The 19,178-nt window shown below is 62.6% G+C and carries 21 protein-coding genes; 15 read left to right on the top strand and 6 right to left on the bottom strand.

The window, feature by feature from the left end; translation table 11 throughout:
- The first annotated feature begins 47 nt into the window (after window positions 1-47).
- Both KHP07_RS29310 and KHP07_RS29305 read left to right on the top strand, forming a co-directional pair.
- Window positions 48-1,235, top strand: a complete 1,188-nt coding sequence (locus tag KHP07_RS29310) for an acyl-CoA dehydrogenase family protein (RefSeq protein WP_214498497.1) — start codon at window positions 48-50, stop codon at window positions 1,233-1,235.
- 11 nt (window positions 1,236-1,246) lie between these two features.
- Window positions 1,247-2,350, top strand: a complete 1,104-nt coding sequence (locus tag KHP07_RS29305) for a sigma-54 interaction domain-containing protein (protein WP_078047717.1) — start codon at window positions 1,247-1,249, stop codon at window positions 2,348-2,350.
- Here KHP07_RS29305 and KHP07_RS29300 read toward each other — a convergent pair.
- Entirely contained in the window at window positions 2,339-2,704 is a 366-nt protein-coding gene (locus tag KHP07_RS29300; RefSeq protein ID WP_078047716.1) for an antibiotic biosynthesis monooxygenase, read from the bottom strand. The genes KHP07_RS29305 and KHP07_RS29300 overlap by 12 nt on opposite strands.
- Window positions 2,705-2,805: 101 nt before the next feature.
- Between KHP07_RS29300 and soxR the strand changes: the two genes are divergently transcribed.
- A complete protein-coding gene (gene soxR / locus KHP07_RS29295; protein ID WP_078047715.1) occupies window positions 2,806-3,255 on the top strand; it encodes a redox-sensitive transcriptional activator SoxR in 450 nt (149 codons plus the stop codon).
- A gap of 123 nt (window positions 3,256-3,378) precedes the next feature.
- Here the strand turns inward: soxR and KHP07_RS29290 are convergent, their stop codons facing one another.
- From KHP07_RS29290 to KHP07_RS29280, 3 genes are read right to left on the bottom strand one after another with little or no spacing between them, the layout of a single operon-like run.
- On the bottom strand, window positions 3,379-4,149 hold the full coding sequence (locus tag KHP07_RS29290) for a MetQ/NlpA family ABC transporter substrate-binding protein (RefSeq protein ID WP_214498496.1): 771 nt from the start codon (window positions 4,147-4,149) through the stop codon (window positions 3,379-3,381).
- Window positions 4,150-4,178: 29 nt separating this feature from the next.
- On the bottom strand, window positions 4,179-4,844 hold the full coding sequence (locus KHP07_RS29285; RefSeq protein ID WP_099493837.1) for a methionine ABC transporter permease: 666 nt from the start codon (window positions 4,842-4,844) through the stop codon (window positions 4,179-4,181).
- Between the two features lie 3 nt (window positions 4,845-4,847).
- Window positions 4,848-6,071: an SfnB family sulfur acquisition oxidoreductase gene (locus tag KHP07_RS29280; RefSeq protein ID WP_100491149.1), complete on the bottom strand. Its 1,224-nt coding sequence runs from the start codon at window positions 6,069-6,071 to the stop codon at window positions 4,848-4,850.
- A 226-nt stretch (window positions 6,072-6,297) separates the two neighbouring features.
- Between KHP07_RS29280 and KHP07_RS29275 the strand changes: the two genes are divergently transcribed.
- From KHP07_RS29275 to KHP07_RS29260, 4 genes are all read left to right on the top strand, one after another.
- Entirely contained in the window at window positions 6,298-6,759 is a 462-nt protein-coding gene (locus tag KHP07_RS29275; protein ID WP_016980233.1) for a VOC family protein, read from the top strand.
- A gap of 238 nt (window positions 6,760-6,997) precedes the next feature.
- Window positions 6,998-7,873, top strand: coding sequence for an alpha/beta fold hydrolase (locus KHP07_RS29270; protein ID WP_078047711.1), 876 nt, complete (start codon window positions 6,998-7,000; stop codon window positions 7,871-7,873).
- Window positions 7,874-7,973: 100 nt separating this feature from the next.
- On the top strand, window positions 7,974-9,287 hold the full coding sequence (locus tag KHP07_RS29265) for a dicarboxylate/amino acid:cation symporter (RefSeq protein ID WP_214498495.1): 1,314 nt from the start codon (window positions 7,974-7,976) through the stop codon (window positions 9,285-9,287).
- 78 nt (window positions 9,288-9,365) lie between these two features.
- On the top strand, window positions 9,366-10,280 hold the full coding sequence (locus KHP07_RS29260) for a LysR substrate-binding domain-containing protein (protein ID WP_214498494.1): 915 nt from the start codon (window positions 9,366-9,368) through the stop codon (window positions 10,278-10,280).
- A gap of 124 nt (window positions 10,281-10,404) precedes the next feature.
- Here the strand turns inward: KHP07_RS29260 and leuD are convergent, their stop codons facing one another.
- Together leuD and leuC are read right to left on the bottom strand one after the other, a co-directional pair.
- Window positions 10,405-11,019, bottom strand: a complete 615-nt coding sequence (gene leuD, locus KHP07_RS29255) for a 3-isopropylmalate dehydratase small subunit (protein WP_214498493.1) — start codon at window positions 11,017-11,019, stop codon at window positions 10,405-10,407.
- Window positions 11,016-12,434: a 3-isopropylmalate dehydratase large subunit gene (gene leuC / locus KHP07_RS29250; protein WP_214498492.1), complete on the bottom strand. Its 1,419-nt coding sequence runs from the start codon at window positions 12,432-12,434 to the stop codon at window positions 11,016-11,018. Before leuC ends, leuD begins: the two co-directional genes overlap by 4 nt.
- Window positions 12,435-12,723: 289 nt before the next feature.
- Between leuC and KHP07_RS29245 the strand changes: the two genes are divergently transcribed.
- From KHP07_RS29245 to KHP07_RS29210, 8 genes are read left to right on the top strand one after another with little or no spacing between them, the layout of a single operon-like run.
- Complete coding sequence (locus tag KHP07_RS29245; protein WP_099493842.1) at window positions 12,724-13,926, top strand: PepSY-associated TM helix domain-containing protein; 1,203 nt, start codon at window positions 12,724-12,726, stop codon at window positions 13,924-13,926.
- Window positions 13,923-14,459: a PA2404 family protein gene (locus tag KHP07_RS29240; protein WP_078047705.1), complete on the top strand. Its 537-nt coding sequence runs from the start codon at window positions 13,923-13,925 to the stop codon at window positions 14,457-14,459. Before KHP07_RS29245 ends, KHP07_RS29240 begins: the two co-directional genes overlap by 4 nt.
- Window positions 14,456-14,785: a hypothetical protein gene (locus tag KHP07_RS29235; RefSeq protein WP_078047704.1), complete on the top strand. Its 330-nt coding sequence runs from the start codon at window positions 14,456-14,458 to the stop codon at window positions 14,783-14,785. The genes KHP07_RS29240 and KHP07_RS29235 overlap by 4 nt, the downstream gene beginning before the upstream one ends.
- Window positions 14,782-15,342: a DUF6162 family protein gene (locus KHP07_RS29230; RefSeq protein WP_078047703.1), complete on the top strand. Its 561-nt coding sequence runs from the start codon at window positions 14,782-14,784 to the stop codon at window positions 15,340-15,342. The genes KHP07_RS29235 and KHP07_RS29230 overlap by 4 nt, the downstream gene beginning before the upstream one ends.
- 19 nt (window positions 15,343-15,361) lie before the next feature.
- The gene (locus tag KHP07_RS29225; protein WP_214498491.1) at window positions 15,362-16,282 is read left to right on the top strand and encodes a metal ABC transporter substrate-binding protein; all 921 of its coding nucleotides are present in this window, start codon (window positions 15,362-15,364) and stop codon (window positions 16,280-16,282) included.
- Complete coding sequence (locus KHP07_RS29220) at window positions 16,279-17,025, top strand: metal ABC transporter ATP-binding protein (RefSeq protein ID WP_214498490.1); 747 nt, start codon at window positions 16,279-16,281, stop codon at window positions 17,023-17,025. Before KHP07_RS29225 ends, KHP07_RS29220 begins: the two co-directional genes overlap by 4 nt.
- Window positions 17,022-17,921 carry a metal ABC transporter permease gene (locus tag KHP07_RS29215; RefSeq protein ID WP_214498489.1) on the top strand — a complete coding sequence of 300 codons (900 nt, stop codon included), beginning with the start codon at window positions 17,022-17,024 and terminating at the stop codon, window positions 17,919-17,921. The genes KHP07_RS29220 and KHP07_RS29215 overlap by 4 nt, the downstream gene beginning before the upstream one ends.
- Window positions 17,921-18,835: a metal ABC transporter solute-binding protein, Zn/Mn family gene (locus KHP07_RS29210; RefSeq protein WP_214498488.1), complete on the top strand. Its 915-nt coding sequence runs from the start codon at window positions 17,921-17,923 to the stop codon at window positions 18,833-18,835. The genes KHP07_RS29215 and KHP07_RS29210 overlap by 1 nt, the downstream gene beginning before the upstream one ends.
- Window positions 18,836-19,178: the final 343 nt, after the last annotated feature.

Here is a 19,178-nt window from a genome sequence, read left to right as displayed (position 1 = left end):
GCTCACCACAGCAAGCCAGCGCCTACAAGGCAAATAGAGGAAACCCCGTGACAGCCAAACCCCACAGCGTCCTGCCCTCCCCCTTGCAGACCGCCAAACTGCTGGCCGCCGAATTCGCCCTCACCGCCGTCGAGCGTGACGAGCGTGGCGGCACGCCCAAAGCCGAACGCGACGCCCTACGCCAGAGCGGCCTGCTGGCCATGAGTATTCCCACCCAGTACGGCGGCCTCGGCGCGCGCTGGAGTGACACCCTCGGCATCGTGCGCGAATTCGCCAAGGTCGACAGCTCGATCGCCCATGTCTTCGGTTTTCACCACCTGATGCTCGCCACCGTGCGCCTGTTTTCACGCCCGGACCAATGGCAGCCCTGGTTCGAACAGACCGCACGCAAAAACTGGTTCTGGGGCAACGCCCTCAACCCGCTGGACACGCGCACGGTGGTCAAGGATTTCGGCGGCTGGCGCGAGTTTTCCGGCAAAAAGAGCTTCTGCTCCGGCGCCAGCGACTCGGAAATGCTGATCGCCTCGGCGGTGGATGAAACCGCCGGCGGCAAACTGCTGATCGCCGCCATCCCCAGCGGCCGCAGCGGCATCACGTTGCACAACGATTGGAACAACATCGGCCAGCGCCAGACCGACAGCGGCAGCGCGAGCTTCGAACGGGTGCGCGTCGAAGAATCCGAACTGCTGCTCGACCCTGGCCCGCTCAGCACGCCCTTTGCCTGCCTGCGCCCGTTGATCGCCCAGTTGACCTTCACGCATATGTTCCTCGGTATTGCCGAAGGCGCCTTCGAAGAAGCGCGCAACTACACGCTCACCGAAACCCGTTCGTGGCATAAATCCAGTGCCGAAGATGTGCGCCAGGACCCTTACGTACTGCACCACTACGGTGAATTCTGGATCGCCCTTGAAGGTGTGCGCCTGCTGGTGGAACGCGCCACCGAGTTGCTCGACCAAGCCTGGGCAAAGGGCCCGAACCTCAGCGAAAACGAGCGCGGCCAACTCGCTATCGCCATCGCCACCGCCAAGGTCGCCGCCACCCGCCAAGGCCTCGACCTGTGCAGCCGCTTGTTCGAAGTCACCGGCGCGCGCTCGACCCACGCATCGCTGCGCCTGGACCGTCATTGGCGCAACCTGCGCACGCAAACCCTGCACGACCCGGTGGACTACAAGCTCCACGAACTCGGGGATTGGGCGTTGAACCAATCCCTGCCGATTCCAACGTTCTATTCCTAAGAGAGGTGCCCATGCAGCTTTTGACCCTACCGCCCTCGCCCGCCCTCGCGACGTCGATCCGCGCCACGGCCCAGGTCTTTGAAGACCCCAAATCCCAGGCGCTGCTCGACCATATCCAGCAAGTGGCGCCCAGCGAAGCCAGCGTGCTGATCATCGGCGAGACCGGGACCGGTAAAGAGCTGGTGGCACGGCATATCCACAACCTCAGCGCGCGGCGCAACCGGCCATTCGTGGCGGTAAACTGCGGGGCGTTTTCCGAATCCCTGGTGGAAGCCGAGCTGTTCGGCCACGAAAAAGGCGCCTTCACCGGCGCCCTCAGTGCCAAGGCCGGCTGGTTCGAAGAGGCCGACGGCGGCACGTTGTTCCTGGATGAGATCGGCGATTTGCCGATGGCGATCCAGGTCAAGCTGCTGCGCGTCCTACAGGAGCGCGAAGTTGTACGCCTGGGGTCGCGCAAGAGCATTCCGATTGATGTGCGGGTGCTTGCCGCCACCAACGTGCAATTGGAAAAAGCCATCAACGCCGGGCATTTCCGCGAGGACCTCTACTACCGTCTCGACGTGGTCAGCCTGGAGCTCAGCCCCTTGCGTGACCGGCCAGGCGATATTCTGCCGCTGACCCGGCATTTCATCGAAGCCTACAGCCAGCGCCTGGGTTACGGGCCGATCACCATCAGCCGCGAGGCCGAGCAAAAACTCAAGAGCTACAGTTGGCCGGGCAACATCCGGGAGCTGGAAAACGTGATCCACCACACCCTGTTGATCTGCCGCGACGGCGTGATCGAACGCGACGATTTGCGCCTGTCGAACATGCGCATCGAACGTCAGGACGACAGCCAGCACGGCACTGACAACAGCGCCGAAGCGTTGCTGGCGCGGGCCTTCCAAAAGCTGTTCGAGGAACAGGCCGGGGCCCTGCATGAAAAGGTCGAGGACGCCCTGCTCCGCGCCGCCTACCGGTTCAGCCACTACAACCAGGTGCACACCGCCAATCTGCTGGGCTTGAGCCGCAACGTCACGCGCACACGCCTGATCAAGATCGGCGAGCTGGCGGTGAACAAGCGCCGTCCAGGCGAAAACGTGCAGGGCGAGCGCATGTTGCACCTATCCATTTAGTCGGCAGTGCAACGCGTTGTCATGGCTGCGCTCGAAACTTCGCAGCACCTGGAATGAGCCGAAGGTCACGGCCGTGGCCTGGTGGGCGCGAATCAGCGTCCAGAAATCCTCCTCACCGTGCTCGAAGCATTTGAAGGCCGCCTCGCCATCCTCGCGCGAGCGCCATTGCAGATAATTGAGCACCCGCCGGCCGTCATCGCTGACTTGCACACTCGCATTGATAAAGCCGCCATGGCCTTGGGCCAGGCGTTCGCTTTGAGTGGTCAACGCCGCCACCAGGGCCCGTTGCTGCCGGGGCTCGATCTGAAACTCGATCAATTGAGTGAAGCTGCGACTTTTCTCTGATACCTGCATGAACACTCCCCTTTCTCTGTAGGCAGAATCTTGCGATTCGATGCCAGGCAGGGTAAAACCTCTAGTTAAGTCAAGGTCAAGCGCTGTTTGGGAGTTTTTTCATGCTCAACAAGGAACTCACCGTCGGCCAACTCGCCGCCCGCAGTGGCGTCGCGGTCACGGCCCTGCATTTCTATGAAGCCAAGGGGCTGATCAAGAGCAACCGCAATGCCGGCAACCAGCGCCGCTATCCACGGGATGTGCTGCGCCGTGTGGTGGTGATCAAGATCGCCCAGCGTTTGGGCATACCACTGGCAACGATCGGCGAGGCGTTGCAGGCCTTGCCGGATGGGCGTACGCCCACGGCGCAGGATTGGGATCGTTTGTCCGCGCTGTGGCGGGAAGACCTGGATGAGCGCATCAATAAACTGATGCTGCTGCGGGACAAGCTCAATGGCTGTATTGGGTGCGGGTGCCTGTCGATGGAGGCGTGTCCGTTGCGTAATCAGGATGACAAGCTCGGCGAGTGCGGGCCAGGTGCACAGTTGTTGGAGCCCACCCCCAAATCCTGAAGTGACAATCCAATCAAGGTGGGAGCTGGCTTGCCTGCGAAAGCGATGTATCAGTAGCAGATGTGCAAGCTGACCCACCGCTTTCGCAGGCAAGCCAGCTCCCACAGTTGATCGGTGTTGGACTCAGAACCCAGGGGCGATCTGGCCTTTGTAACGGGTCAGGATGAACTGGCGCACCTCATCGGAATTCAACGCCTTCGCCAGCTTCTGGATACGCGGGTCGTTGATGTTGTCCGGCCGCGCCACCAAATACTCGACGTACAAGGATTTACCCTTCTCCACAATCAACGCACTGTTGGTATCGATCCCCGCCTCCAGTGCGTAGTTGGCAAACACAAACGCCAGGTCCACCTGGCTCACCGAGCGGGCCAGCAAGGCGCCTTCCAGCTCACGAATTTTCAGGTGCTTGGGGTTTTCCACGATATCGCGCGGGGTGCTCAGGGTGTTGCTCGGGTCCTTGAGCTTGATCAGGCCGGCTTCATCCAGCAGCACCAAGGCACGGCCGGTGTTGACCGGGTCATTGGGGATCGACACGGTGGCGCCATCCTTAAGCTCCGAAATGTTCTTGATCCGCGTCGAATACGCACCAAACGGCTCGATATGCACACCCACCACCGGCACCAGGTCGGTGTGACGGGTCTTGTTGTAGTCATCGAGGAATGGGCGGTACTGGTAGTAGTTGGCGTCGATATTCTTCAGCGCCAATTGCTGGTTGGGCTGGATAAAGTCGGTGAAGACCTTGATCTGCAGGTCTACGCCCTCCTTGGCCAGCACCGGTTTGACGAACTCGAGGATTTCCGCGTGGGGCACAGGCGTAGCGCCCACCACCAGCTTTTCATTGGCAAAGGCATTCAACGACAGGACAGCAGCCAAAATGGCCAGGGACTTTTTCATACATGCTCCGAAGGCAGTTGTTATAGGAATCAACGGCGGCTGTAACGCGCCACCAAACGGTCACCGGTCATTTGCAGGGCCTGCACCAGCACCAACAGCAACACCACGGTGACCACCATCACATCGGTCTGGAACCGCTGGTAGCCGTAGCGAATCGCCAAGTCACCCAGGCCGCCGCCACCGATCACGCCGGCCATGGCGGTGTAGTCCACCAGCACAATCGCGGTCACGGTCACTGCCGCCAGCAGCCCACCGCGAGCCTCCGGCAGTAGCGTGTGGCGGATCACCTGCCAGGTACTGGCGCCCATGGATTGGGTGGCCTCGACAACACCGCGATCCACTTCACGCAGCGCGGTTTCCACCAGCCGCGCAAAGAACGGCGTACAGCCCACCACCAGCGGCGGAATGGTGCCCGGCACGCCAAGGGACGTGCCCACCAGCAAGGTGGTCAGCGGGATCAACACAATCAGCAGGATGATGAACGGCAGCGAACGCAGCACGTTGACCACCACTGACAGCAACCGATACACCACCAGCGCCTCATGCAACTGGCGCTTGCCGGTGAGAAACAACAGCACGCCCAGCGGCAACCCCAGCAGCACGGTAAAGCCCAGTGCAGCCACGAGCATGCTCAGGGTTTCCAGGCAGGCTTGGCCGATGTCGGCCCAGTAGATGTTCTTGAACAGTTCGGCCATGCATCACGACCAATCGTGGCGCGGTGGTTTGGCGCCATTGAGCAACCAGTTGCCCACCACGTGGTATTTCCAGCGCACCGGGTCGTGCAGGGTGTGCACCCGTGCGTTGCGCCAGTGGCGGTCGAAGTTGTGCTTTTTCAAGGTCGAGCGAGTGCCGCCCAGTTCGAACAGTTTGTTGCTGGCTTCGATGGCGATTTCGGTGGTGAGCACTTTGGCGCGGGCGACGGCCAGGGAGGCCTGGGCAACATTCTCTTCATTCGGTGCCGGGCGAGCGGCGTCGAGGGCCAGGCCGGCGCGGTCCAGCAGCGCTTCGGCGGCTTCGAGGCGAATGTCCAGGGCGCCCACCTGGATGATGGTCAGCGGATCCTGACTAGCCTTCTCCACGCCGGCATCAATCCATGGGCGAGCGAATTGCTGCACGAACGCCACCGTGTCGCGCAAAGCGGCACGGGCGATGCCGGCGTCGATGGCGGCGGTGGTCAGCTGTGCGAAAGGGCCGGCAAGCGTCGGCGAATCGTAGGATTTATGTGTGGGAAACAGATTGAACGCCGGCACCCGCAGATCCTGTGCCAGCACCGTCCCGCTGGAAGTGGTGCGCTGGCCCATGCTGTCCCAATCATCGACCACCACCAGCCCGGCAGTGCCGCGCGGAACGAAGGCCAACTGCGCGTTCTGCTGTTCATCCAGCGCCAGCACTGCCAGCCAATGGGCGTACAACGATCCGGTGCAGTAGCCCTTGCGCCCGTTGATCACATAGCCGTCGCCTTCGCGGCGAATAGTGGCCTGGATGTCCTGCACGTTCTTGCCGCCAGTTTCCGACAGTGCATTGGCAAACCGATAACCTTGCAGCGCCAGGCCGAAGAAATGCGCCTGCTGCTCGGGTGTACCCTGCAGGCGGATGTCCTCCAGCAAACAGTAGTGGTTCTGCGGGATCTGCCCCAGGGACGGGTCGGCGGCCGAAATAATCGCGATCACCTGGGCCAGCACCGCGTAGGACACCTGCGCGCCGCCAAACTCGCGCGGCACGCTGATGCCCCACAGGCCGCTGTTGGAATACAGGTCCACCACCTCGGCGGGCACCTGGCGAGTGCGGTCGCGCTCGGCGTCCTGTTCCAGGAGCACGGCGGCGACGCGGTGGGCGACGGCAATCGCCTCGGCTGCATCACGGATCAATGCGGCATGGGGCGTGTGGATCGGGTAATCGGCAGACACAGGCAGTACAGACATACAACGCTCTCGGGCGAATGGTTTGCCAGAGGGATTGCAGCTTCTGTGCCGGGTCCAAACCGCTGATTTGGCCCTAAAAACCCGCCCAGGCCCGCTTATGGCGCAGCAATCTGCCTGTTCGCTGTTGCTTGGCAAACACCTCGTCAGTTGCCTGCAGGCCACGCCATACGTGGCCTATAGTGAAAAGGCCGTGCCTCCACAACCACAACAACCCGAGGAGAACGAAATGAGCGTTAAACCCATTCCCGAGGGTTTCCACAGTGTCACGCCCTACCTGGGCGTCGAAAAAGCTGCCGAAGCCATCGAGTTCTACAAGAAAGCCTTTGGCGCCATCGAAGCCATGCGCCTGGACATGCCCGACGGCAGAGTTGGCCACGCCGAGCTGCGCATCGGTGACTCGCCAATCATGCTGGGTTCACCCTGCGATGAAAGTGCGTTTGGCAGCCCGCGTGATGGCCACACCAGCGTCGGTTTACATGTGTATGTCAACGACGTCGACGCGCAATACAAACAAGCCATCGCAGCCGGTGGCACACCGATCTCCGAACCCAAGGACCAGTTCTACGGCGATCGCTCCGGCACGCTGAAGGATCCATTCGGCCATGTGTGGTTCCTGGCCACCCACAAGGAAGACCTGACTGAAGCGCAGATTCGCCAGCGCGCGATGGAGATGTTCAAGCAAGCCTGAATCTACAGAGCCATACACATCAAATGTGTGTGGGCTTGCTCGCGAATGCGGTGTGCCAGTTCTGGATGCACTGGCTGATCCACCGCATTCGCGAGCAAGCCCGCTCCCACACTGGATTTTCGATGATCAGGAGATCCACGCTCCTACACACTTCATGAACAACCCCTCCACGTTTTTGCCCTTGCCCCGAACGCCGCGTGATTACAGGATGCAGGCACTCATCACAAGGAGTCATTCCATGTTCGCCGGATTCCAAAAAGACCAGTGCCACGTCAACGGCGTGGACATCAGCTACCGCAAAGGCGGCACAGGTCCCGGTCTGCTCCTGTTGCACGGGCACCCGCAAACCCACGTCATCTGGCACAAAGTCGCCGAACAACTGGCTGAACACTTCACCGTGGTGGCCGCCGACCTGCGCGGCTATGGCGACAGCAGTAAGCCGCCGGCCAGTGACGACCACTCCAACTATTCAAAACGCGAAATGGCCCGGGACGGCGTCGAGCTGATGAAGGCCTTGGGCTTCGCACAGTTCTCGGTGCTGGCCCACGACCGTGGCGCCCGCGTTGCCCATCGCTTGGCCCTGGACCATCCCACCGCCGTGCAGCGCATGGTGCTGCTGGACATCGCCCCTACCCTGTCGATGTATGCACAGACCGACGAAGCCTTCGCCCGCGCTTACTGGCACTGGTTCTTCCTGATCCGCCCGGCGCCGTTGCCCGAAGCCTTGATCGAAAGCAACCCGGCGCTGTACCTGCGCAGCGTAATGGGCAGTCGCAGCGCCGGGCTCAAGCCGTTTACCGATGAAGCCTTCGCCGAGTACCTGCGCTGCCTGCAACTGCCGGGTGCCGCCACCGGCATCTGTGAGGACTACCGTGCTGCCGCCGGTATCGACCTTGAGCACGACCAGGCGGACATCGACGCCGGTCACCACCTGAACCTGCCATTGCTGGTGATGTGGGGTGCCGAAGGCACGGTCGGCCGCTGTTTCGAGCCGCTCAAGGAATGGCAGAAAGTCGCCACCGACGTGCGCGGCAAGGCCCTGCCGGCCGGCCATTACATCGCCGAAGAAGCCCCCGAGTTGCTGCTGGGCGAAGTCCTGAGCTTCCTTCGCTGAACCACTCAGCAACCCCGTGACCTGACCCACCCGCCTCGCAGGCTGCCAATGGCCTGCGACGGGTTCGCTTTGCCCCAAGAAACGTACCGAGATAATAACAATGACAATCAGAAAACTGCTGGGAACCCTGTATATCCAGGTGCTCATCGCGATCGCGCTGGGCGTGTTGATCGGCCATCAATGGCCGCAGATCGGCATCGACCTCAAGCCCCTCGGCGATGGCTTTATCAAGCTGATCAAGATGATCATCGGCCCGATTATCTTCTGCACGGTGGTCTCCGGCATCACCAGCATGCACGACGTGAAACAGGTGGGCCGGGTCGGCGGCAAGGCGCTGCTGTACTTCGAGGTGGTCTCGACCATCGCCCTGTTGATCGGCATTCTCGCCGCGCACCTGCTGCAGCCGGGCGTGGGCTTCAATATCGATGTGAAGACCCTCGACAGTTCGGCCATCGCCGGTTTTGTCGGCCAGGCCGAACATGGCGAAGGCATCACCGGGTTCCTGCTGCATGTGATCCCCGCAACGTTCTTCGATGCGTTTTCCAAGGGTGAAATCCTTCCGGTGCTGTTCGTCTCCGTGCTGTTTGGCGTGGGCCTGGTAATGGTCGGTGAAAAGGCCCGGCCACTGGTGGGCGTGATCAATCAGGCCAGCGAAGTGTTCTTCCGCATCGTCGGCATCATCAGCCGGGTCGCACCGATCGGTGCCTTTGGTGCGATCGCCTTCACCATCGGTAAATACGGTGTCGGTTCGTTGCTGCCCCTGCTGAAACTGGTGGGCACCTTCTATGTCACGGCGTTTTTCTTTATTGCCGTGGTGCTGGGCAGCATCGCCCGCAACGCCGGGTTCAGCATTTTCAAGTTGATGGGCTACATCAAGTCGGAGCTGTTGATCGTGCTCGGTACCAGCTCGTCGGAGTCGGCATTGCCGCAACTGATCCAGAAACTCGAAAGCCTGGGCGCCTCCAAGGGCGTGGTGGGCATCGTGGTGCCGACCGGCTACACCTTCAACCTCGACGGCACCAACATCTATATGACCCTGGCGGTGCTGTTCCTGGCCCAGGCCACCAATATCCACTTGCCACTGGAGCAGCAGTTGACCCTGTTGGCGGTGGCCATGCTGACCTCCAAGGGCGCAGGTGCGGTGGTCGGTGCGGGCTTCGTGGCGCTGGATGCCAGCCTGGCGGTGGTGCCGACGGTGCCGGTGGCGGCGATGGTGTTGATCCTCGGCGTCGATCGCTTCATGGCCGAATGCCGCTCGTTGACCAATATCATCGGCAACGCCGTGGCTGCCCTGGTTGTGGCCGCCTGGGAAGGTGAGCTGGACCGCGAAAAAATGGCCCCCATCGCGCTCAAGCGCGGCCGACATGCTCGGGCTGCCGAGGCTGCGGCCCAGGCCAAGGTGGCCGCCGAGTAAGCGACAACACCCGGGCGTGCCGGAAGGCGCGCCCAAGCGGTGCTATTCTGGCGGCTCATGCCGCCACGCCTGTTTCTGATGACTAACAAGAAAGATACCGTGCCCCTACCCGAAGACCTGCGGGTGTTCCTGACCGTGATCCGCAAGGCCGGCTTCGCAGCGGCAGCCGATGAGCTCGGGCTGTCGCCCGCGTATGTCAGCAAGCGCATCCAGATCCTCGAGACCACCCTGGCCACCCGCTTGCTGCACCGCACCAGCCGGCGCATCGCCCTGACCGAAGACGGCGAGCGAGTACAGCGCTGGGCCGTGCGCATCCTGGAAGACTTCCAGCAACTCTCCGATGAACTCTCCGAAGCCCACGACAGCCCCCGTGGGCGCCTGCATTTGTGCAGCAGTTTCGGCTTCGGCCGCAACCATGTGGCCCCGGCCCTGTCGCTGCTGGCAGAACAATACCCGGACCTGGAAATCCGCCTGGACCTGTTCGACCGCGTGGTGGACATCGTCAGCGAAGGCTTCGACCTGGAGATCCGCGTGGGCGATGACATCCCCGGCCAACACATTGGCCGCCGGCTGGTGAGCAACCGCCGCGTACTGTGCGCCGCCCCGGCTTATCTGCAGCGCCGTGGCACACCGCAACAGTTGAGCGACCTGGAACAGCATGACTGCCTGGTGCTCAAGGAGCGCGATAACGCGTTTGGCATCTGGAACCTGGAACGCGACGGCGCCCAGGAAAGCGTGCGCGTGCGTGGGCCGCTGTCATCGAACAATGGCGAGATTGTGCTGCAGTGGGCACTGGATGGGCGCGGGGTGTTGCTGCGCTCGATGTGGGATGTGAAGCCGCTGCTGGAACAAGGCAAGCTGGTGCAGGTACTGCACGGTTACACCCAGAGCGCCAACGTGTGGGCGGTGTACCCGACACGGTTGGCGTATTCCGGGAAGCTGCGCGCCTGCGTGGAGTTCTTGCAGGAGCATTTCAAAGGGTTGTCGATTTAGATGTGTAGACCCGATCAGCTGTGGGAGCTGGCTTGCCTGCGATAGCGGTGGGTCAGCTACAGATGCATCAACTGACAGTCCGCCATCGCAGGCAAGCCAGCTCCCACATTAGGATTGAGGTGTGTCAGTTAAGCCAGGGATTGGCTGCCAGGTGCTGGCGTTCGAAGGCCTTGATCTCGTCACTGCGCTGCAAGGTACTGCCGATGGCGTCCAGGCCAAGCAGTAACGCCGTCTTGCGCAACGTATCAATCTGGAACCCGATCACCTCGCCGTTCGCCAGGCGAATCTGCTGGGCTTCAAGGTCGACACTGATCTGCGCCTGGTCTGCCTGGCTGACGGTCTTGCCCAACGTTTGCAGCAGCGCCTCGTCCAGGGTAATCAACAACACCCCGTTGCGCTGGCAGTTGTCATAGAAAATCCCGGCAAAGCTGCTGCCGATCAAGGCGCGGATGCCCATCTGTTTCAGCCCCCACACCGCGTGTTCACGGCTGGAGCCGCAGCCGAAGTTCGGCCCTACCACCATGAACCTTGCGCCCTGCCAGGCCGGCTGGTTCAGCACAAACTCAGGGTTGGGCTCGCCGGAGGGCAAGAAGCGCAGGTCGAAGAACAGCCCACGGTCCAGGCCGCTGCGGTCGATGCCCTTGAGGAACTGCTTGGGCATGATGACGTCGGTGTCAATATTGGCCGCCAGCATCGGCGCGGCCTTGCCGGTGACCAGGGTGAACGGTTGCAGGCTCATGGGCGCGCTCCAAAGTGGCGGATATCAGTGAGGCGGCCAGTAATGGCGGCGGCGGCGACCATCGCCGGGCTCATCAAATGGGTGCGTGCGCCCGCGCCCTGGCGGCCTTCGAAGTTGCGGTTGGTGCTGGAGGCGCAGCGGTCGCCGGGGGCCAGCACGTCATCATTCATCGCCAGGCACATCGAGCAGCCGGACTGGCGCCATTCAAAGCCGGCGTCGATAAAAATCGCGGCCAACCCTTCGGCTTCAGCCTGGTCACGCACTTCGGTGGAGCCCGGCACGATCATCGCCCGTACGTGCTCGGCCACGTGCTTGCCGCGCACCACACTGGCGGCGTCGCGCAGGTCCTCGATGCGGGCATTGGTGCAGGAGCCGATGAATGCATGGCTGATGACGATGTCGCTCAGCGGCATGCCGGCTTGCAGGCCCATGTAGTTGAGGGCGCGGCGCATGTCCTGGCGCAGGATCAAGTCGCTGACGTCCTGCGGGTCGGGCACGCGGGCGCCGATGGGCGCGGCCTGGTCGGGGCTGGTACCCCAGGTGACCATGGGCTCCAGGGTAGTGGCGTCGAGTTGCACCTCCTGGTCGAACACCGCGTCGGCATCCGAGTGCAGCAAGCGCCAGCCCGCCAGCGCCTGGTCCCACAACTCGCCTTGCGGCGCACGCGGCTTGCCCTTGAGGTAGGCGAAGACTTTTTCATCGGGCGCCATGAACGCGCCCCGCGCACCGGCTTCCACCGCCATGTTGCAGATAGTCATGCGTGCCTCGACGCTCAACGCATCGATGGTCGCGCCGCGAAACTCAATGGCGTAGCCAGTGGCACCCGAGGCGCCGATCTTGCCGATCAGCGCCATGATCACGTCCTTGGACGTCAGGCCCGGCGCCAGTTCGCCGTCGACGCTCACGCGCATTGTCTTCAGGCGCTTGTAGACCAGGGTCTGGGAGGCCAGCAGGTGTTCGATTTCCGAGGTACCGATGCCAAACCCGAAGGCACCCAGGGCACCGTAGGTGGTGGTGTGGCTGTCACCGGCGGCAATCACCATGCCCGGCAGGATAAATCCCTGTTCCGGGGCGATCACGTGCTCGATGCCTTGGCGCTTGTCGAGGATGTCCAGCAGTTCGATGCCGAAGTCCCGGCAGTTCTCGGCCAGGTAGGACACCTGCCGCGCCCCGCCGGCATCCGGCATCGCTGCGATGCGCTTGGGCGTGGTGGGGTTCACATGGTCGACCACGGCCAATGCCGTGCCGGGGCGCCATACATTGCGCCCGGCTTCGCGCAGGCCGCTGAAGGCCTGGGGGCTGGTGTATTCGTTGATCACCTGGCGATCTATATAAAGCAGGACATGGCCCTGGTCATCCAGGGGGCACACCGTGCGGGAATCGATGTGTTTGTCGTAGAGGGTTCTGGCAGTCATTTTTCCTGGGCTCACTTTTGTAGGCGCTCACTCAACGGCATGAACTCATCCTACGCAGCCCCACCGCCCCATCAATGGCACCAGGGTGATGGCTGGGAACATGTTTCGTGTTCGATCGAGGCGCTAAAACGCCCTGAATGTGAACCTGAAACATTTTCTTTCATATCCGGGTTAGGGATTTCTCATTCTCATCCGTCTTAATTTAGATACAGCCTGTCGCGTCAGCAAAAGCTACGACTGGCCTTTTCCGGGCCTCCACTGCCCCCCTCCGATCAAGACCCTCATTCACATGTCGAAGAAGTCACGCTCCAAACTCTGGTTTCTCGTACATAGCTGGCTGGCATTGCCCATCTGGTTCTTTGTACTGATCGTCTGCGTCACTGGCACCCTGGCGGTGGTCAGCCAGGAGATCGTCTGGCTGGCCAACCCGGATATCCGCGCGAGCAAGCCGACGGATGATGCCGAACCGCTGAGCTATGACCAAGTGATCGCCGCAATCAAGCGCGATGAACCGCAGGTGTTCGTCCAATCGATCAGCCGCCCCGACGAATCCCATTTCGCCCTCAGCGTCGACCTCAGCTACCCCGACGGGCGCTCGGTAGAGGTCTACGTCAATCCCTATACCGGTGCGATCCAGGGCATCAGCCCGTCCTTCAACTTCCAGCAATTCACCCGCGCCCTGCACGGCTGGTGGCTGGTGCCATTCACCAATGGCTACAGTTGGGGCTGGTACCTGGTGTCGGCACTCGGCATCCCGCTGCTGGCGTCGCTGGTCACCGGGCTGGTGGTGTACAAGCGTTTCTGGAAGGGCTTCCTGCGCCCGACCCTGCGTATCCGCCACGGCGCACGGATTTTCTGGGGCGACTTCCACCGCTTGAGCGGGATCTGGTCGATCTGGTTCATCGCGGTGATCTCGGTCACCGGCATCTGGTTCCTGATCCGGGCGATCCTGGGCGACAACCAGATTTCGATTTCCACCGAACCGGTCATCCCGGTGATTGCGCGTGAGAAGGTGCCGATGTCGGCGCCCGGCGTGCCGGCCCCGATGATTCCGGTAGACGAGGCAATCAAGATCGCCACCCAGCGCATCCCTGGCCTGGAGGCGAGTTTCGTCAGCCTGCCGCTCAACGCCTACAGCCACCTGCAGATCGGCGGCCGGGGCTGGTACCCGCTGATGTTCCAGACCGCGCAGATCAACCCCTATGACGGTGAAGTCGCTGCGGCGCACTTGCTGTCCGACCGCTCGAAGCTGGAGTTCGTCACCGAGTCCATGCGCCCCCTGCACACCGGCGACTTTGGCGGGATATGGATCAAGCTGATCTGGGCATTCTTCGGTCTGATCATGAGCATGATGGTATTGAGCGGCCTGCTGATCTGGACCAAGCGCACCGCCCTGGCGACCCTCAATGCCCTCAAGCGCGAAGCCAAGACCCAAAAACAGCCGGCGTCCATCCCGGCCTTGCAGGCTGAAACTTCGGAGGCCAACTCATGAGCAAGGTCGCTGCCGTACCGCCTTCGCCACTGCGGGCCTTCTGGCTGAAGTGGCGCTTTCATATCAATGTGCTGCTATTGCTGGTGCCCCTGGGCTTCATGCCCAAGTACTTCGCCGACGCCGCGTTGTTTCGCGGTGACACCGGCATCGGCGAGCGCGTGGCCGGTGAAGTGCAGGTAGGCCCCTGGAGCCTGACCCTCGCGGAGTTTCGCAATGAAGGCCCGCGCCCCGACCCGGCCGGCCCGATGAAGTTTTTCAATGCCGCCCTGTGCGACACCTGCGCCAACCAGGTCAAGGCCACCTACCTGCGTATCGGCAAGCCTCGCAGCCTGCGCGCCGCCGGGGTGATCTTCTTCGGCACCCCATACCGCATGGGCGCCGGCCTGCCGATCCCGGAACGCACGCCAGCCGATGCCGAACTGTGGGTCACCATGGAAGGCTGGGACGGCAGCATGCACCAGGGTTCCATCCCGTTGAGCCAGGCCTCGCCTGCCACTATTGCCTGGCTGAACAAGCAAGGAGTTAAACCATGACTTTGATGCGCCTGACCCGTGCCTGCGGCGTTCTTTTGCTGAGCGCCGGCTTCAGTACTCTTGCCCTGGCCCACAACCCGATGTGCGAGTGCAAGGAAATCCCCGGCGAGCAGATCCAGTGCAAAGGCGGCTTCTCCGACGGCAGCGGCGCGCCCGGCGTGACCCTGGACGTGATCGGCTACGACGAAACCATCCTGATGCCCGGCAAGCTTGGCGAGGACTCGACCCTGACCTTCAAGAAGCCGTCCGCCGAGTTCTATGTACTGTTTGATGCGGGCCCAGGCCACGTGGTGGAAATCGACCAAGCGGATATCCAGCCGCAATGAGTACCACACAGGTTGTACGCCCCGCCGGTGCCGGCCACGAAACCCTCTATGTACTGTTGTTGTGCCTGATCATCCTTGCGGTGGCGGGTTCGGTGATCGCGCTGCACGGTGAATCCCAGGAAGTGGCGGCAATACCCAGCCACCAATTGGATGCCCGTCGCGACCTGAGCGCCGCCGAGCAAGGCATTTACGCTGACCTGCGGGTGACCCTGGATGAAATCCAGCTGTTGCAGCAGGAACAAAGCGCCCTGCCGAGCCCGGCGCAACTGGCCGAAGAAGGTTTCGCGCCATTTGCCCAGGACGCCAGCTCGGTCAGCCGGGGTGATCATCGTTGGCAGTTGCTGGAACCTTCGGCCTACCTGGGTTTGAGCCAGGCGCCCGCCACCAGCGGCTCGCTGTTGATGCGCGTGCACGGGGCCGAGCCGGATATCTGGCTCAATCGCCAAGCCAACCTCGCCGCTCCCTCCGACCTCACTGACCAGGCGCTGATCGCAGCCGGCTGGCAGCAAGTGGTTGCGCAATTCGATGCCGGCGTCACACGCCAGCACCGCCACTGAACGAGAAGACCGATTGCCCATGTCCATTTCATCTCCCCTGTTGCGCCTGTTGCTGGTTGGCCTGTTCAGCCTGATGCTCGCCCCGCTCGCCAATGCCGAGGCGAGTAAACGCCTGCGAATCGGCATCACCCTGCACCCTTATTACAGCTATGTGGCCAATATCGTCGGCGACAAGGCCGAGGTAGTGCCGCTGATTCCGGCCGGCTTCAACCCGCATGCCTACGAGCCACGCGCCGAAGACATCAAGCGCATCGGCACCCTGGACGTGATCGTGCTCAACGGGGTCGGCCATGATGATTTCGCCGACCGCATGATCGCCACCAGCGAACGCCCGGATATCCCGGTGATCGAGGCCAACGCCAACGTGCCGCTGCTGGCCGCCACCGGTAACGCCGCGCGCGGTGCGGGCAAGGTGGTCAACCCGCATACCTTCCTGTCGATCAGCGCGTCGATTGCCCAGGTCAATAACATCGCCCGCGAACTGGGCAAACTCGACCCGGACAACGCCAAGACCTACACCCAAAACGCCCGCGCCTACGGCAAGCGCCTGCGCCAGATGCGCGCCGATGCCCTGGCCAAGCTGACCAGCGCCCCCAACCCGGACCTGCGCGTGGCCACCGTGCACGCGGCTTATGACTACCTGTTGCGCGAATTCGGCCTGGAGGTCACTGCCGTGGTCGAGCCGGCCCACGGGATCGAGCCAAGCCCGAGCCAGTTGAAGAAAACCATCGATGAACTGCGGGCCCTGGACGTGAAGGTGATCTTCTCGGAAATGGACTTCCCGTCCACCTACGTCGACACCATCCAGCGTGAATCCGGGGTCAAGCTGTACCCGCTGTCGCACATTTCCTACGGCGAATACAGCGCCGAGAAGTACGAAGTGGAAATGACCAGCAACCTCAACACTGTGGTTCGGGCCATCCAGGAGTCGGGGGCATGACAGCAGCAGAGCAACTGAAGGCGGTCAGCGTCGGCCCGACCCTTGAGTTCGACAGGATATCGCTGACCCTGGGTCGCACCGTGATCCTCGATAACGTAAGTTTCCAGGTACAGCCAGGCAGCATTCACGCACTGGTCGGCCCCAACGGCGGCGGCAAAAGCTCGCTGATCAAGACACTGCTGGGCCAGACACCTCATCAGGGACGGTTAAGCCTGCACTGGCCAGCCACGCCCGGCACCATTGGCTATGTGCCCCAGGCCCTGGAGTTCGACCGGGGCTTGCCGATGACCGTGGATGATTTTATGGCGGCCATGTGCCAACGGCGTCCGGCGTTTCTGGGCCTGTCCAAGCATTACGCCGGCGCGATTGGCGATGCGCTGGAGCGCGTCGGCATGCAAGACAAACGCAAGCGGCGCATGGGTGCGCTGTCCGGCGGTGAGCGCCAGCGCGTGTTGCTGGCCCAGGGGCTGATCCCGGCACCGCAGCTGCTGGTACTGGATGAACCCATGTCGGCCCTCGACGAAGCGGGCATCCAAGTCTTCGAACGACTGCTCAATGACTGGCGCCTAGCCGGGATCACCGTGCTGTGGATCGAGCATGACCTGGAAGCGGTGGGTCGCCTGGCCGACCGTGTGACCGGCCTGAACCGCCGCGTGCTGTTCGATGCCACGCCCAAAGAGGCACTGACCCCGGACCGCCTGCTCACCCTGTTCTCCACTCACCCTCGGAGCCCGGCGCAATGAGTTATGAAGCCTTTCGCTTGATGGTCCAGGGCTGGGCCTCTTCCGGCTATTTGCCGGAGGCGCTGGCCTACGGTTTTGTGGTCAATGCCCTGCTCGCCGGTTTGCTGATCGGCCCGGTGCTGGGCGGCCTGGGTACGCTGGTGGTGGTCAAGCGCTTCGCGTTTTTCTCCGAAGCGGTCGGCCACGCGGCGCTGACCGGCGTGGCGGTAGGCATCCTGCTCGGTGAACCCTACACCGGCCCGTATGGCGCGCTGTTCGGCTACTGCCTGCTGTTCGGCATCCTGCTCAACTACCTGCGCAACCGCACCGGCCTGGCGCCGGACACCTTGATCGGTGTGTTCCTGTCGGTGTCCCTGGCGCTGGGCGCAAGCCTGCTGCTGATCCTGGCGGGCAAGATCAACGTGCACATCCTCGAGAACGTGCTGTTTGGCTCGGTGTTGACGGTCAACGGCAACGATCTGCTGGTGCTGGCAGTGGTCGGTTCGCTGGTGATGGCCCTGGCGCTGCCGCTGTACAACCGCATCATGCTGGCCAGCTTCAACCCGCAATTGGCGGCGGTACGCGGTGTAGCGGTGAAGACCCTGGACTACCTGTTCGTGATTCTGGTGACGCTGATCACCGTCGCGGCAGTCAAGGTCATCGGCGCGATCCTGGTGGGTGCGCTGCTGGTGATTCCCGCCGCTGCGGCGCGCCTGTTGAGCCAATCGCTCAAGGGTTTCTTCTGGGTCTCGGTCGCGATTGCCACCGTCAGCACCCTGTGCGGGATCCTGCTGCCGATCATCTTCGACCTGCCCGTGCCGTCCGGTGCCGCCATCATCCTGGTCGCCGGTATCGCCTTCGCCCTGGCCGCCATCGCGCGCGGCACGGTGCCCAGCCTTAAAGGGAATATTGGATAATGCGCTCCGCTCTTTCTCCCCTGGCCCTGGCCATCGCTTGTTTGTTCACCACGCCGTTAATGGCGGTTGAAGCGGCCAAACCGGCTGCCCACGCGGCAAAGCCGGTCAAAGTGCTGGCCTCGTTGCCGATCACCTACGGCCTGGCTGAAGTGCTGCTCAAAGGCACCGACGTGCAGCTTGAACGCGCCGCGCCGGCCAATCTGCCCGGTTCGCGACAAGTGTCCTACTTCACCGGCCGTGGCGCCCCAGCCCTGAATAAGTTGGCGCTGGATGCCGACGCCGCCATCGGCCTGCGTTCGCTGTGGGCCGATGACCCGCTGTACCCGGTGGCGCGGCGCAGCAATATCCGCATCGTCGAAGTCGACGCCGCACGCCCGGTGGACGGCGGCTTGCCCGGCATCGCGGTGCAGCCGGGAGTCACCGATGGCCTGAATAGCCAGCCCTGGCAATCGAGCAACAATATGGGGCGCATGGCCGACGTGCTGGCCGCCGACCTGAGCCGCCTGGCCCCCACTGCCAAGCCAAAGATCGATGCCAACCTCGCCGCCCTCAAGCAGCGCCTGCTCAAACTCACCGCCGACAGCGAAGCGCGACTGGCCAAGGTGGATAACCTGAGCGTGGTCAGCCTGAGCGATCATTTCGCGTACTTGGTCAGCAGTTTGAACCTGGAAGTGCTGAGTACCGATGCGCGGCCGGACGCTGACTGGACGCCTGAGGCATTGCAGAAACTCAGTGCCGAGTTGAAGGACAACGAGGTGGCGGTGGTGCTGCATCATCGTCAGCCGAGTGAGGCGGTCAAGGCGGCGGTGAGCGCCGGGGGCTCGAAACTGCTGGTGTTGAATGTGGACGGTGCGGAGCCGGTGACAGAGTTGGAGACTAATGTGGACGAGGTGATCAAGGCGCTGATGCCGTAGCCATGTTTCTGAGACCGGTCGGCCTGGCAGCCGACCACTCTCCAACTGCTGCCCGCAATCCAAATGTGGGAGCTGGCTTGCCTGCGAAGGCGGTCCCACTGCCGACCATTCTCCAACTGCTGCCCCGCAATCCAAATGTGGGAGCTGGCTTGCCTGCGAAGGCGGCCTCACTGCCGACCACTCTCCAACTGCTGCCCCGCGATCCAAATGTGGGAACTGGCTTGCCTGCGAAGGCGGCCTCACTGCCGACCATTCTCCAACTGCTGCCCCGCAATCCAAATGTGGGAGCTGGCTTGCCTGCGAAGGCGGCCTCACTGCCGACCATTCTCCAACTGCTGCCCCG

It is taken from the genome of Pseudomonas sp. VS40, assembly GCF_018587885.1.
Taxonomy (GTDB): Bacteria; Pseudomonadota; Gammaproteobacteria; order Pseudomonadales; family Pseudomonadaceae; genus Aquipseudomonas; species Aquipseudomonas pergaminensis.
This window is presented reverse-complemented; position numbering and strand designations above follow the sequence as displayed.

Coding starts and splice junctions, on each gene's coding strand:
- KHP07_RS29305 (WP_078047717.1), top strand. CDS start 1,247: ATGCAGCTTTTGACCCTACCGCCCTCGCCCGCCCTCGCGACGTCGATC.
- KHP07_RS29300 (WP_078047716.1), bottom strand. CDS start 2,704: ATGCAGGTATCAGAGAAAAGTCGCAGCTTCACTCAATTGATCGAGTTT.
- soxR (WP_078047715.1), top strand. CDS start 2,806: ATGCTCAACAAGGAACTCACCGTCGGCCAACTCGCCGCCCGCAGTGGC.
- KHP07_RS29290 (WP_214498496.1), bottom strand. CDS start 4,149: ATGAAAAAGTCCCTGGCCATTTTGGCTGCTGTCCTGTCGTTGAATGCC.
- KHP07_RS29285 (WP_099493837.1), bottom strand. CDS start 4,844: ATGGCCGAACTGTTCAAGAACATCTACTGGGCCGACATCGGCCAAGCC.
- KHP07_RS29280 (WP_100491149.1), bottom strand. CDS start 6,071: ATGTCTGTACTGCCTGTGTCTGCCGATTACCCGATCCACACGCCCCAT.
- KHP07_RS29275 (WP_016980233.1), top strand. CDS start 6,298: ATGAGCGTTAAACCCATTCCCGAGGGTTTCCACAGTGTCACGCCCTAC.
- KHP07_RS29270 (WP_078047711.1), top strand. CDS start 6,998: ATGTTCGCCGGATTCCAAAAAGACCAGTGCCACGTCAACGGCGTGGAC.
- KHP07_RS29265 (WP_214498495.1), top strand. CDS start 7,974: ATGACAATCAGAAAACTGCTGGGAACCCTGTATATCCAGGTGCTCATC.
- KHP07_RS29260 (WP_214498494.1), top strand. CDS start 9,366: ATGACTAACAAGAAAGATACCGTGCCCCTACCCGAAGACCTGCGGGTG.
- leuD (WP_214498493.1), bottom strand. CDS start 11,019: ATGAGCCTGCAACCGTTCACCCTGGTCACCGGCAAGGCCGCGCCGATG.
- leuC (WP_214498492.1), bottom strand. CDS start 12,434: ATGACTGCCAGAACCCTCTACGACAAACACATCGATTCCCGCACGGTG.
- KHP07_RS29245 (WP_099493842.1), top strand. CDS start 12,724: ATGTCGAAGAAGTCACGCTCCAAACTCTGGTTTCTCGTACATAGCTGG.
- KHP07_RS29240 (WP_078047705.1), top strand. CDS start 13,923: ATGAGCAAGGTCGCTGCCGTACCGCCTTCGCCACTGCGGGCCTTCTGG.
- KHP07_RS29235 (WP_078047704.1), top strand. CDS start 14,456: ATGACTTTGATGCGCCTGACCCGTGCCTGCGGCGTTCTTTTGCTGAGC.
- KHP07_RS29230 (WP_078047703.1), top strand. CDS start 14,782: ATGAGTACCACACAGGTTGTACGCCCCGCCGGTGCCGGCCACGAAACC.
- KHP07_RS29225 (WP_214498491.1), top strand. CDS start 15,362: ATGTCCATTTCATCTCCCCTGTTGCGCCTGTTGCTGGTTGGCCTGTTC.
- KHP07_RS29220 (WP_214498490.1), top strand. CDS start 16,279: ATGACAGCAGCAGAGCAACTGAAGGCGGTCAGCGTCGGCCCGACCCTT.
- KHP07_RS29215 (WP_214498489.1), top strand. CDS start 17,022: ATGAGTTATGAAGCCTTTCGCTTGATGGTCCAGGGCTGGGCCTCTTCC.
- KHP07_RS29210 (WP_214498488.1), top strand. CDS start 17,921: ATGCGCTCCGCTCTTTCTCCCCTGGCCCTGGCCATCGCTTGTTTGTTC.